Annotated in this window: 8 protein-coding genes; 3 read left to right on the top strand and 5 right to left on the bottom strand. The window is 65.2% G+C overall.

What is annotated here, in order from left to right:
• The first annotated feature begins 2 nt into the window (after positions 1–2).
• Entirely contained in the window at positions 3–1,007 is a 1,005-nt protein-coding gene (locus IVB45_RS16915) for a hypothetical protein (RefSeq protein WP_247361251.1), read from the top strand.
• A 112-nt stretch (positions 1,008–1,119) separates the two neighbouring features.
• Here the strand turns inward: IVB45_RS16915 and IVB45_RS16910 are convergent, their stop codons facing one another.
• The 4 genes from IVB45_RS16910 to IVB45_RS16895 all read right to left on the bottom strand — a co-directional run bounded on the left by IVB45_RS16910 (position 1,120) and on the right by IVB45_RS16895 (position 7,311).
• Positions 1,120–2,001 (bottom strand): NAD(P)-dependent oxidoreductase, encoded by an 882-nt coding sequence (locus tag IVB45_RS16910; RefSeq protein WP_247361253.1) that lies wholly within the window; start codon positions 1,999–2,001, stop codon positions 1,120–1,122.
• Positions 2,001–3,132, bottom strand: a protein-coding gene (prfB, locus tag IVB45_RS16905; RefSeq protein ID WP_155809971.1) for a peptide chain release factor 2 whose coding sequence is annotated in 2 segments (ribosomal slippage) — positions 2,001–3,062 and positions 3,064–3,132 — 1,131 coding nt in all. Because the reading frame shifts where the segments join, the coding sequence is not laid out codon by codon here. Before prfB ends, IVB45_RS16910 begins: the two co-directional genes overlap by 1 nt.
• Before the next feature lie 111 nt (positions 3,133–3,243).
• On the bottom strand, positions 3,244–5,745 hold the full coding sequence (locus IVB45_RS16900; RefSeq protein WP_247286227.1) for a penicillin-binding protein 1A: 2,502 nt from the start codon (positions 5,743–5,745) through the stop codon (positions 3,244–3,246).
• 273 nt (positions 5,746–6,018) lie between these two features.
• Positions 6,019–7,311 carry an N-acetylmuramoyl-L-alanine amidase gene (locus tag IVB45_RS16895; RefSeq protein WP_027569837.1) on the bottom strand — a complete coding sequence of 431 codons (1,293 nt, stop codon included), beginning with the start codon at positions 7,309–7,311 and terminating at the stop codon, positions 6,019–6,021.
• Positions 7,312–8,013: 702 nt separating this feature from the next.
• On the opposite strand from IVB45_RS16895, the gene IVB45_RS16890 reads away from it, so the two are divergent.
• Complete coding sequence (locus IVB45_RS16890) at positions 8,014–11,112, top strand: ribonuclease E/G (protein WP_247361254.1); 3,099 nt, start codon at positions 8,014–8,016, stop codon at positions 11,110–11,112.
• 64 nt (positions 11,113–11,176) lie between these two features.
• Positions 11,177–12,409 carry an FAD-dependent oxidoreductase gene (locus tag IVB45_RS16885; protein ID WP_247286231.1) on the top strand — a complete coding sequence of 411 codons (1,233 nt, stop codon included), beginning with the start codon at positions 11,177–11,179 and terminating at the stop codon, positions 12,407–12,409.
• 71 nt (positions 12,410–12,480) lie between these two features.
• On the opposite strand, the gene IVB45_RS16880 is transcribed toward IVB45_RS16885, so the two are convergent.
• The gene (locus IVB45_RS16880) at positions 12,481–13,317 is read right to left on the bottom strand and encodes a helix-turn-helix transcriptional regulator (protein ID WP_247361256.1); all 837 of its coding nucleotides are present in this window, start codon (positions 13,315–13,317) and stop codon (positions 12,481–12,483) included.
• Positions 13,318–13,377: the final 60 nt, after the last annotated feature.

The following is a 13,377-nucleotide window of genomic DNA, read 5'->3' as shown; positions in this document are numbered from 1 at the left end:
CGGTGGCCGCCATCGCATTGGTCGGTTGCGGTGAGCAAGATAAAGCACGTCGGATCGGCGCGGCGGTTCTCTGGGCCATCGACAACGACCGGACCTGGAATGATGGGCGGCTCCGGAACGCTTACGCCGCGGGTGTGGTGGCGAATGGCCCTGTCAAACTTCCGGGGTGGTGGGACAGCACGCACAACAAGTGGTTAGAGGATCGATATCAGGTGGGCAGCGATAACGGTAACATCGCGTGGGCCATGTTGGCGTTGCTGTCGATTGATGATGTGAACACCGGCTCTCGATTCCGCGATGGTGCAGCAAGGCTTGGCACCTGGGTCGCGCAATGGGCCGACAGGCGCGGGACTGGCGGTTTCACGGGCGGTACGTTTGGGCACGAACCGACGCCCGAGTTGCGGACATGGAAATCGACTGAACACAACACTGACCTCGCCGCCGCGTTTGGCCTTCTTGCAACCCGTACAGGCGATCCGCACTGGAGCGACCTGGCAAAAGCTGCTGAGCTCTTCGTCGACACGATGTGGGATCCGGCATGCGGCTGTTTCGCCGCAGGCACCGCCGAAGATGGCGTCACGCGCAATCCGATTTTGGCCCTTGATGCTCAAGTCTGGCCTTTAACGGCGCTCCCCGGAGCGGCCATGAGATTTGCATCGGCCATTAATACCGCCGACCAGCGGATGAAGGTCGACGAGGGCTTTTCTTACGGAGAAGACCGAGACGGTGTGTGGACCGAAGGGACAAGCCAAATGGCTCTCTTGCTGAAATTGCTCGGCAGGACTGCGGAGGCAAAATCGTTGGTCGCTGTCATCGAATCCCAGAGGTCGCCGGATGGCGGGTTCTACGCCACAAGTGTTGGAGCGCTACCGACCGGGTTCATGCTGGATACCGATCCGGCCAAGCCACGACTCTATTTCCGATTGCCACACCTAGGAGCTGCTTCGTGGGCTGCTCTTGCAGAACGGGGGTTCAATCCCTTTACGGCGACAAAAGGACTTCCGTAGTTGAACCACAGCGGCGCCCGTCCAGGTCCGAATTGGGTCACAAGCCGCCGAACACCTTCAAGGTCGGAGACTTCCGCTTTGCGTTGCTAAGCTGAAGTTTATGAGTCCACACCTAGGACGTTTTCTTCGGCCGCGACACCAGCTCGATCATCTTGCCTTCATCGTCATCCGGCATCGCAGCTTTTGCCTGCGCGTAGGCCTCCACCGCGGCGCGCGCGACCAGCGGCTTGTCGGCCAGCAGGCTCTCGGCGAGCTTCACCGCGTAGGCGGCATCCTTGTGCCGCAGCGCCGCCGTGAACGTTGCGCCGGAAAAATCGCGGGCGACCATGCGCTTGGAGTGTCGTTGCACCTGCGGGCTTGCGGCTACGCCCGCCTGAATCGAGTCCAGCACCAGATTCATGTCGAGCCCGGCCTGCTCGGCGATGGCAAGTCCCTCGGCGAGGCCGGCGATCTGGATCGCGCCCATCAGATTGTTGATCAGCTTGTAGACCGTGCCGGAGCCGACCGAGCCGAAATGGCGGATGGTCGAACCGATCGGTGTCAGATAGGGCCGCGCGCGTTCGAGATCGGCCGCATCGGCGCCAACGAGCAGCGTCAGCTTTCCGCTCGCGGCCGCATCCGGCAATCCGGTCACGGGGCAATCGATATAGATCAGACCGCGCGCGTTCATTTCGCGGCCCATCTCGCGCGCATGGTCATAGGAGACGGTGGAGCATTCGATCGCGATGGTGCCGGCCTTCGCGGTCTTGGCCGCGCCCTCGGGCCCGAGCCAGACCGCACGCGCGGCCTCGTCATCGGCGACCATGGTCACGACGGCGTCGGCGTCGATCGCCGCGTCCTCGGGCGAGGTCGCCCACAGCGCGCCGCGCGCGATCAGGTCTTCCGCTTTTGTTTTGCTGCGATTCCACAGCGTCACCGTAAAACCGGCATCGAGATAGCGGCCGGCCATGCCATGGCCCATCCGCCCAAGCCCGATGAAGGCGATGCGGAGCATCAGTCGACGTCCTCGATGTCGGCGCCGGGAGTGCCGAAGGCGCGCTGCGCCAGGGTTGCGGCCATGAACTCGTCGAGATCGCCCCCGAGCACGCCTGAGGTGTCCGAGGTCTGCACACCCGTGCGCAGGTCCTTCACCATCTGGTAGGGCTGCAGCACGTAGGAGCGGATCTGGTGGCCCCAGCCGATGTCGGTCTTGGCGGCCTGGTCGGCGGCGGCCTTCTCCTCGCGCCGCTTCAGCTCGATCTGGTAAAGCCGGGCGCGCAGCATGTCCCAGGCCTGCGCCTTGTTCTTGTGCTGCGAGCGGCCGGCTTGGCAGACCACGGCGACGCCGGTCGGGATATGCGTCAGCCGTACCGCGGACTCGGTCTTGTTGACGTGCTGGCCGCCGGCACCACCGGAGCGCATGGTGTCGACGCGAACGTCGGATTCCTTGATGTCGATCTTGATGGTGTCGTCGATCACCGGAAACACAGCTACGGATGAGAACGAGGTGTGCCGCCGCGCATTGGAATCGAACGGCGAGATCCGCACCAGGCGGTGCACGCCCGCCTCGGTCTTGAGCCAGCCATAGGCATTGTGGCCAGAGACCTGGATGGTCGCGGACTTGATGCCGGCCTCTTCGCCCTCGGACTCTTCCAGCATCTCGACCTTGAAGCCGCGGGTTTCGGCCCAGCGCGAGTACATGCGGAGCAGCATCTGCGCCCAGTCCTGGCTCTCGGTGCCACCGGCGCCGGCATGCACTTCGAGATAGGAATCGAAACTATCGGCCTCGCCCGACAGCAGCGCCTCGAGCTCGCGCCGGGCGACTTCCTTCTTGAGGGTCTTCAGCGCGGCTTCGGCTTCCTTGACGACGCCCTCATCGCCCTCGGCTTCGCCAAGCTCGATCATGCCGATGTCGTCTTCGAGCTCCTGCTCGACCTTGCCGATGCCGGAGAGCGCATCCTCGAGCGAGGTGCGCTCCTGCATCAATTTCTGGGCTTTCTGGGGATCGTTCCAGAGATTGGGATCTTCTGCGAGCTTGTTCAGCTCAGCGAGGCGCGCCGTCGATTTCTCGACGTCAAAGATGCCTCCTCAGCAGCCCGACAGACTGCTTGATCTCTTCTACCAACCGTTCGATTTCGGCGCGCATGTGATTCTCGGATCTCGCGGGATTGTTCCGCGTCTAATGACAACGGGATGTAGCGGCGGCTGCTGCAAAGCGCAACCGCCGGGGCGACGAACATCTGTCTTGTCCTAAGCCCTAGTACAGCCCGCCGGTGCCCGGCCGCATGAAGAAACCGGAATCCGGCTGCTGCTGCTGCGATGCCGGCATGCGGCCGTCTGCATCGGCAACGCCGATGACGGAATAATTATCCGGCGGCGCCGTACCCGGCTTGAAGGCTTCGAGGATGGTTCCGCCGGTCTCGCCCGGACCGGCGCGCATGCCGGACTTGGCGACGACCCGCACCAGCTTGATGCCGGCCGGCACCTTGAACGGGACCGCCGGCTTGTCGGCGAGCGCGAGCTGGAGGAAGTCGCGTGCGATGGGAGCTGCGAGATGGCCGCCGGTCGCGGCGTTACCCTTGCCGAGCGGACGCGGCTTGTCGTAGCCCATATAGATGGCGACGGCGACGTCGGGCGAGAAGCCGACGAACCAGGCGTCCTTGGCCTCGTTGGTGGTGCCGGTCTTGCCGGCGATCGGCTTGCCGACCTGCTTGACCACGGTCGCGGTACCAGCCTGGACCACGCCTTCCATCAGCTCTGTGATCTGATAGGCGGTCATGGAATCCAGCACCTGCTCGCGGCGATCGATCAGCTGCGGCTCGTTCTGGTTCTTCCAACCACCCGGCGCGTCGCAGCCGCGGCATTCGCGCTGGTCGTGCTTGAAGATGGTGTGGCCGTAGCGATCCTGGATCCGGTCGATCAGAGTCGGCTTCACCCGGCGGCCGCCATTGGCGAGCATCGAATAGGCCGTGACCATGCGCATCGCCGTGGTCTCGCCGGCGCCGAGCGCGTAGGAGAGATAGTTCGGCAGTTCGTCATAAACGCCGAAGCGGCGGGCATATTCGCCGATCAGGGGCATGCCGATGTCCTGGGCGAGGCGCACCGTCACCGTGTTGAGCGACTGCCGCAGCGCATTGCGCAGCGTCACCGGCCCCTGGAATTTGCCCGAGGAGAAGTTTTCAGGCCGCCACACGCCGGCGCCCTGGCCCTGGTCGATTTCGATCGGAGCGTCGAGCACGACAGTCGAGGGCGTATAGCCGTTGTCGAGCGCGGCCGAATAGACGATCGGTTTGAACGACGAACCGGGCTGCCGATAGGCCTGCGTGGCGCGGTTGAACTGGCTCTGGTCGAACGAGAAGCCACCGACCATTGCCAGCACGCGGCCGGTCCAGGGGTCCATCACCACCATCGCGCCGGACACTTCGGGAATCTGGCGCAGCCGGTACTGGCCCTCGACAGGCTGAGCGTCCTTGTACAGCGGATCGGCGTAGATCACGTCGCCGGGCTGAAGCACTTGCGACACCGCGCTCGCCGCCCTGCCCTTCGCAGCCCCGGACGCCGCTCTTGCCCATTTGATGCCGTCGAGCGTGATGAGGCCGGTCTCGCGCTGCTTGCTAATGGCGCCGCCGAGTTCGCGACTAGGCTGGAAGCCGATGCGCGCCGACTGATCGCTGGTCTCCAGCACCACCGCCATGCGCCATGGCGAGATATCGGACAGAGACTTGATCTCGGCGAGCTTCACGCCCCAGTCGCCCGAAATGTCGAGCTTGCTGATGGCACCGCGATAGCCTTGCTGCTCGTCATAGTTCACGAGTCCGGCGACCATGGTCTTGCGCGCCATGACCTGAATCTTCGGATCGAGCGTGGTGCGGACCGAGAGACCGCCCTCGTACAACTTCTTCTCGCCATAACGCTCGAAGATGTCGCGGCGCACTTCCTCGGCGAAATACTCGCCGGCGAAGGTGTGGGCGCCGTTGGAACGGCTGGTCACGGCCAGCGGCTCCTTGCGCGCCTTGTCGGCGTCGGCCTGCTTGACCCAGCCGTTCTCAACCAGACGATCGATGACGTAGTTGCGGCGCTCGATGGCGCGGTCGCGGTTGCGGACGGGATGCAGGGTCGCGGGCATCTTCGGCAGCGCCGCGAGATAGGACGCTTCTGCCACCGTCAGCTCGTTCACCGACTTGTCGAAATAAACCAGCGACGCAGCCGCGATGCCGTAGGCACCGAGGCCCAGATAGATTTCATTCAGATACAGCTCGAGGATCTTGTCCTTCGAGTAGGTCTTCTCGATCCGCATCGCCAGCAAGGCTTCCTTGATCTTGCGGGCGAAGGAGACTTCGTTGGTCAGAAGGAAGTTCTTGGCGACCTGCTGGGTGATCGTGGAAGCGCCCTGCGGGCGGCGATTGGATCCGTAGTTCTGGATGTAGACCACGCCGGCGCGCGCCATGCCGGTGTAGTCGATGCCGCCATGCTCGTAGAAATTCTTGTCCTCGGCCGCGAGGAAAGCGTTGATCACGAGCTTCGGCACCGCCTGGATCGGCAGGTAAAGCCGCCGCTCCTTGGCGTATTCGCCGAGCAGCGAGCCGTCGGTCGCGTGCACGCGGGTCATCACCGGCGGCTCGTAATCCTGAAGCTGAGAGTAGTCCGGCAAGTCCTTGGAGAAATGCCAGATCAGGCCTGCGATGGCACCGACCCCGACAAGGAACAACACCGTTCCCGCGGCGAACAGGAAGCCCATGAACCGCACCAGCAAGCGCATTATCTGTTTATCCGTTCAAACTCTGGATCAGCCCAAAGATCAGCCCAAGACCAGCTTAAGATCAGCCCTTGGCACCGAAAACAGGCACCAAACCATCGCGAATTCACCGGCCTTACTCAATACTATCAGTGCCGGACCCACGACGCTTGCCGAGCGGGGTTCTCGCCGATTCCGGAACCCCCTGCGGCGTTTTTATAAAGCGCCCGCTGTGGCCAAACTAGGGCTTTTGCGGCGGGACGGAAAATCACTCTCAATTCGACGATCCTCCGGTCGTCAATTGGACGATCCGGCCGTGGCCATCCGCTTGGCCAAAAACCCGTCGATCGCCTGCGCCATCGAGCCCACGGCACGCGAACGCCATCCCTCGGAGACCAGATGCTCGAGGTCGCCCTTGTTGGAGACGTAACCGATCTCGACCAGGACCGATGGCACGTCGGGCGCCTTCAGCACCCGGAAGCCGGCCGACTTCAGGGGATGCTTGTGCATCCGCACGGTCGACTTCATTTCGCCCATCAACAGGCGCGCAAAACGACTTGAAAAGGTGCGGGTTTCCCGCTGGGTGAGATCGATCAGGATGTCGGCGACATCAGTCGGCTCCTCCGCGAGGTTGAAGCCGGCGATGGCGTCGGCCCGGTTTTCCGCATCCGCCAGCCGCTGCGCCTCGGCGTCGGAGGCCTTGTCGGACAAGGTGTAGATGGTCGCGCCCTGCGCATCGCCCTCGGCGCGCGGCAGCGCGTCGGCATGGATCGAGACGAACAGCGCCGCCTTGAGGCTGCGAGCCACTTTAACCCGGTCGTTAAGCGGGATGAAGGTGTCGTCGTCTCGGGTCATCACCACGCGATATTTGCCGGTCTTTTCCAGCCGTTCGCGCAGTGCCAGGCCAAAGGCCAGCACCAGATTCTTCTCGCTCTCGCCGCTCGACTGCGTGCCGTTGTCGATGCCGCCATGGCCGGGATCGATGACGACCACCGCGCGGCCATCGGCCTTCTGCCCGGCTTCAGGGTGCGCAGATGCCGGAACCGTCGCGGGCGGCGGATCGGCAATTGCCGGCCGCAGCTCAGGGCGGTTTTCCGGAGCTAACGACGCCACGAAGGCGGTGCGCTCGACCTCCTCCAATTCGAGCACCAGCCGCGCCGGCTGACCGTTGGCAGCCTCCACCACGTAGGAATTGGCGATCTTGGCCGGGCCGGTCAGGTCGAACACGATTCGGGAGCCGCCGGGCATCACCAGCCCATAGCGGAAGGCCTTGACCAGTCCGCGTCCGCCGGAACCGGTGCCGGCGGGAAGTTGAAAATTAAGCTGGGGCACGTCGACCACCACCCGGTACGGGTCAGCCAAGGTGACGGCGCGGAAGGTCACGGTCTGGTCGATGTCGAGGACAAAGCGCGTTTGCCGGCCGTCGCCGGCCAGCCGGGCGGCCGAGGCCGTCGGGAAATTCGCTGATGCAACAGGGAGTTGAGGCTGACTTTCCGCAGCCTTCAGGCGCGAGGAATCAGCACACGGCAATGCCGCCGCGCAGAGCAGCACGCATCCCAGCAGGATCCTTTGATTTGCGCGGCTCGCCACCGATTCCGTGCCTCCGAGCAGCCTCTTTAACGCAATAGAACCACAGGGTTAAACGATCCTTAATGACGGACACGCGAAACTCGCTGACTGTGACCGCCGTGCGACGCTCCTTGCACGGATGGCCCAATCCACGTATGTACGGAATGCTGACGGCCGATATTTCCGGTTGTGTCGCATTCAGCCTCCCGGTGCAGCGCCGGAACTCTCAAGGTTTGGGAATTCCAGCGTTTTCCGTTCCCCTCTAAGTCCAGCGCGGTGCGCGGCAGCGAGGTGGACGGGGCAAGCTCCGGCGGCGGACGGTCCCCGGTTACCACCACGTTTCCGGGACGGTTCTGACAGCGGCGCGACCCGTTACCCGGTCCCTTAATCCCAAGGGAACGGTTCGTAATACCCAAGGCGAGCGCGCTCGCGCCATGCCTGGCCAACAGCAACTGATTGAGGGGCGGCCCCGCCGCCCAATGTTTCATACGGGCCGACGCTTGATGCGCCAGACTGTGCCGACCAATTCCGAAGGACCATTCGCGACGCTGCGGAGTGAAAATTCCGCGCGCCGCTTTGGTCCTCCGGCTTCCGGTTCGGCAAGGCGCGAGAGACGGCGTTTCGGCCTTCCCCTCACCCCCGAATCAGGTGGACCGTCGCGTCACCCGGCAGCGCTGATGGCGCCCACGGTGAATCGCGCCCGCCGCCGCCAAGAGTTAAGACATGCCCAACAAGATGTTGATCGATGCCACCCACCCGGAAGAGACCCGGGTCGTCGTGGTCCGCGGCAATCGCGTCGAAGAGTTTGATTTCGAGACCGCGCAACGCAAGCAACTGCGCGGGAATATCTACCTCGCCAAGGTCACAAGGGTCGAACCCTCGCTCCAGGCCGCTTTCGTCGAATATGGCGGCAACCGCCACGGCTTCCTCGCCTTCAGCGAAATCCATCCCGACTACTACCAGATCCCGGTTGCCGACCGGCAGGCGCTGATCGAAGCCGAGGAGCAGGCCCATCGCGAGGCCGAGGAAGAGAGCGAGAACCGCTCCCAGGGTCGCCGTCGCTCCCGCCACCGCAATTCCCGCCGTCGTAGTCATGGCGAGCGCGTCCGCAGCGAAATCGTCGAAGGCAGCGATCCCGCGGCCCGGCAGGTCCAGGGCGAGGCCCTGCCCGAGGGCGCGTCGCACGAGGGCGAGCACCTGCACGCCGGCGCAGAGCATCACGGCGAGCACGAAGGCCACGATCATCATGATCACGGCCACGAAGCACATGACCACGAAGGGCATGACCACGACGACCATCATCATGCCCATGGTGACGATCATCACGCCCATGATCATCACGAGCACGATCATCATGGCGAGCACGACCACCACGACCATGATCATGCCGACGAGACACCGGCGCCTGTCGCAGCGATCGCCGCCGAGCCCGCGGTCGCCACCGAGGCCGTTGCCGAGCCGCAGGAGGTTGCCTCCGACGCACACGCCGACGACCTTGCCGAGGCCGTGACATCGGCTGCTGAGCCTGCCGACGCCGTGTACGCCGCAGGCGAGAGTGCGGAGCCTCCGCATCACGAATTCGAAGCCACGGCCGAGGATGACGACGAAGACGAGGACGACGAGGAAGCCGAAGAGGACGTCGTTGAATCCGTCGGCGGCGACGATGTGCTGGAGGAAGTGCCGGAGCGCACTTTCCGTCCCCGCCGCCAGTACAAGATCCAGGAAGTCATCAAGCGCCGCCAGGTGATGCTGGTGCAGGTCGTCAAGGAAGAGCGCGGCAACAAGGGCGCGGCGCTGACGACCTACCTCTCGCTCGCCGGCCGTTATGCCGTCTTGATGCCGAACACCGCGCGCGGCGGCGGCATCAGCCGCAAGATCACGAGCGCGCAGGACCGTTCGCGCCTGAAGGAAGTGGTGCAGGATCTCGACGTGCCCGAGGGCATGGGGATCATTCTGCGCACCGCGGGTGCCGCCCGCACCAAGCCCGAGATCAAGCGCGATTTCGAGTACCTGATCCGGATGTGGGAGACGGTGCGCGACATGACGCTGAAGTCGCAGGCCCCGACCCTCGTCTACGAGGAAGGCTCGCTGATCAAGCGCTCGCTGCGCGACCTCTACAACAAGGAGATCGACGAGATCTCAGTTGCCGGTGAATCCGGTTACCGCGAAGCGCGCGACTTCATGAAGATGCTGATGCCCGCCAATGTGAGCGCGGTGAAGCAGTATCGCGACGGCCAGCCGCTGTTCTCGCGCATGGGCGTCGAAAGCCAGCTGGATGCGATGTTCTCGCCGACCGTGCAGCTGCGCTCCGGCGGCTACATCGTGATCAACCAGACCGAAGCGCTGGTTTCGATCGACGTCAACTCCGGACGCTCGACGCGCGAGCATCATATCGAGGACACCGCGCTCAAGACCAATCTCGAGGCTTCTGAGGAGGTCGCCCGTCAGCTTCGGCTGCGCGACCTCGCCGGCCTGATCGTCATCGACTTCATCGACATGGACGAGAAGCGCAACAACCGCGCGGTCGAACGCAAGATGTCCGATTGCCTCCGGCAGGACCGCGCGCGGATCCAGGTCGGACGCATCTCGCATTTCGGGCTGCTCGAGATGTCGCGCCAGCGCATCCGCGCCAGCGTGCTGGAGTCCTCGACCGATCCCTGCACGCATTGCGGCGGCACCGGCCATGTGCGCTCGGTGTCCTCGGTTGCGCTCCAATTGCTGCGCGGCCTCGAAGAGATCCTGATGAAGGGCGCGACCCACAATCTGGTGGTCCGCACCCGCACTGACGTCGCGCTCTATGTGCTGAACCACAAGCGCGGCCATCTGCGCGACCTCGAGAACGGCTTCAAGGTCACGTTGGCGGTCATCGCCGACCCGAGCGTCAACGGACCTCAGGCCTATGTCATCGACCGCGGCGAGCAGGTGCATACGCTGGAAGCCGCCAAGGCTCTGCTGGCGGCGCAGGCGGCCGCAAGCCCGCCGCCCCTGGTCGAAGAGGCTTATGACGACGAGGAATTCGATCCGGAGACCGAATCCGAGGTCGAGACCGAGGAGACCGAAGGTCTCGCCGAGGAGCAGACCGCAGGCGAGCAGACCGCAGGCGACGCTACCGAGCAGGACAGCCAGCGCCGCAAGCGTCGCCGTCGTCGCCGCGGTCGCGGTGGCCCGCGCGACGAGGAGACGCGCGAGGATGGCGCTCCCGCTCTTGCCGAGACGGCCATGGCGGCCGGCGAAGGCGAAGAGGATGCCGAGGCCGAGCCGGACGGCGAGGAAGGCGAGGACCAGGCAGCCCGTGGCGAGCAGCAGGGCAGCGCGGACCGCCGCCGCCGGCGTGGTCGCCGTGGCGGACGCCGCCGGCGTGGTCCTGGCGAGGAAGGTCTCGCCGGCTCCATCGGCGACGAGCTCGCGGCCAATGCGCCGTCGGAAGCGACCGACGCAGTCGCCGATTTCGACGGTTTCAGCGGCGAGGCTGCGCCCTCGATCGCGCAGGCCGAGCACACCTCGCAGCCGCAGGTCGCCCAGCCAGAGCCGCGCGCCGCGGCAAAGATCGAGGCAAGCATCGAGGCAACGACCCGGCCTGAGCCGGCTCCTGCTGCCGCGGACGAAGAGCATGCCGACGACAAGGCCGCACGACGCCGTTCGACGGTTCGGGAAAAGGTGAGCTTCCTGTCGAGCAGCCAGAGTGAACCGGCGCCGGTTGCTCAGGCGCCCGAGCCGGTTGCCGCACCGGCTCCGGAGCCCGCGCCCGCAGCGGCAAGCGAAACGTCGGCCGCACCGCGTCGTGCCGGCTGGTGGTCGCGCCGCTTCGGCGGCGGCGAATAAAGCGAACAAAACTGTTGAAACCGCCCGGCCAAACCGGGCGGTTTTGATTTGCGAGGTCAGTTCGATGCAAAGCGTGATCGTCCTCGGCGGCGGCATGATCGGCGTCAGCGCGGCGCTGCACCTCCAGCAGCGCGGCTGGTCCGTCACGCTGATCGACCGCAGGGAGCCGGGCCGCGAGACCAGCTACGGCAATGCCGGCATGATCCAGGCGGAAGCGGTGCGCCCCTATCCGATGCCACGCGACCTCGCCACGCTCCTGAAGATCGCGACCGGCCGCACCAACGACGTGCGTTACAGCCTGTCGTCGCTTCATCTCCATATCGAGCCCCTGCTCCGGTATTGGTGGCATTCGGCGCCGAAGCGGCATCGCGAGGCGATCGACGCCTGGGCGCGGCTGATCGCCTACGCGACGGCGGAGCACGACATCCTCATTCGCGAAGCCCATGCCGACAATCTGATCCGCCGCGCGGGATACCGCCACCTGCATCGCGACGCAGCTTCGTTCGATCTCGCCGTCAAGGCGGCGGAAGAGGACCAGCGCGAATTCGGCGTGAGGTTTCGTGCGCTTTCAGGCGCCGAGCTCGCCAAGGCCGAACCTGTCCTGCGCGACGACCTGCCCGGCGCGATCCATTGGCTCGACACCTGGACCGTGTCTGATCCCGGTGCGCTGGTCACGGCCTATGCCGATCTGTTCGAGCGCCTCGGCGGCAGCATCGTGCTTGGCGATGCCCAGAGCTTGCGGCAAACCGCGACCGGCTGGTCGGTCGGGACCGACGTTGGACACATCGACGCCGCCCACGCCGTGGTTACGCTCGGGCCGTGGTCGCCCGATCTCCTGCTCAAATTCGGCTATCGCATCCCGCTGGTGCGCAAGCGCGGCTACCATATGCACTACAGCGGTGGCGCCTCGCTCGATCTGCCGCTCGTCGACAAGGCCGGTGGCTACGCCATGGGTCCGATGGCGAAGGGTATCCGCATCACCACCGGCGCGGAGCTGACGGGCCTGGACGCGCTCGCAACGCCCGTGCAGCTCGCCAGCGCGGAAGCCTCCGCGCGCGAGCTGATCGACCTCGGCAAGCGGGTCGAGCCCGATCCGTGGTTCGGCACCCGGCCCTGCACGCCCGACATGCTGCCGGTGCTCGGCCCTGCCCCACGCCATCCCGGCCTCTGGATGAACTTCGGCCACGGCCACCAGGGCTTTACGCTGGGACCCGCGACCGGGCGCTTGCTCGCCGAGATGATGAGCGGCGAAACGCCCGCGATCGATCCGACGCCGTACCGGCCGGAGCGGTTCTAACCCCCGGTGTTGACGGCAAGCACCGCGCGCGTCGCGAGATGCAGGTTGAACGCGGGAGTTCGCAAATTCCGTCAGTCCGCGCGCTCGGCGAGCAGTGTCCGGATGCGTCCGGCGTCTTCGGGAGTCGCGGGGTTGTAGACGATCATGCTAAGGTCGGAGCGGCCTTCGACATTGAAGCTCGAATATTCGAACGACATCGTGCCGTGAACGGGGTGCCGCAGCCGCTTGGTGCCATCACCATGATGGCGCACGTCGTTGTCGCGCCAGAGCGCCGCGAATTCCGGACTGGTGCGGCAAAGCTCATCGACGAAGTCGGCGACATGTGAGACCGCGCCCGCGCGCGCGGCGTCCGCCCGGAACGCCGCGACCACGAAGCGCGCCACGCTGTCCCAGTCGTATTGCGCGGCGCGCACACGCGGATCGCAGAAGATGAAGCGCAGGATGTTGCGCTGTTCCGGCGGGATCGCGCCGTAGTCCGTCAGCACGGCGCTTGCGGCCTTGTTCCAGGCGACGACGTCCCAGATCGCGGTCCGCACCAGGGCCGGACTGAATTCGAGCGCATCGAGCACGCGCTGCAGCCGCGGCGAGACGCCTTCGTTCGCCTGGTAGCGCACCTCGGGCGGGCGGCCGAGGCCAATCAGGAACAGGTGCTCGCGCTCGACGTCGGTCAGCATCAGCGCACGCGCGATGCGGTCGAGCACATCGGGCGATGGCGCGCCGCCGCGGCCCTGCTCGAGCCAAGTGTACCAGGTCGGGCTGATATTGGCGCGCTGCGCCACCTCCTCGCGGCGCAGCCCGGGCGTGCGCCTGCGGCTACCCGCGAAGCCGAACGCGGCGGCATCGAGCCGGGTGCGGCGGTCCTTGAGGTAGGTCCCCAAGAGGTTCTCAGCTGTCGCGCTCTCGCTCATCCTGTTAGCAATCATACCCTGATAATGTCACTACTTTACCCGGATAATTCTAGCGCAGAT

Origin of the sequence: Bradyrhizobium sp. 4 (assembly GCF_023100905.1) — a bacterium.
GTDB lineage: Bacteria > Pseudomonadota > Alphaproteobacteria > Rhizobiales > Xanthobacteraceae > Bradyrhizobium.
Note: the sequence above shows the minus strand (reverse complement) of the source record. Positions and strands in the feature narration are given on the sequence as shown.

Coding starts and splice junctions, on each gene's coding strand:
- IVB45_RS16880 (WP_247361256.1), bottom strand. CDS start 13,317: ATGAGCGAGAGCGCGACAGCTGAGAACCTCTTGGGGACCTACCTCAAG.
- IVB45_RS16900 (WP_247286227.1), bottom strand. CDS start 5,745: ATGCGCTTGCTGGTGCGGTTCATGGGCTTCCTGTTCGCCGCGGGAACG.
- IVB45_RS16885 (WP_247286231.1), top strand. CDS start 11,177: ATGCAAAGCGTGATCGTCCTCGGCGGCGGCATGATCGGCGTCAGCGCG.
- IVB45_RS16910 (WP_247361253.1), bottom strand. CDS start 2,001: ATGCTCCGCATCGCCTTCATCGGGCTTGGGCGGATGGGCCATGGCATG.
- IVB45_RS16890 (WP_247361254.1), top strand. CDS start 8,014: ATGCCCAACAAGATGTTGATCGATGCCACCCACCCGGAAGAGACCCGG.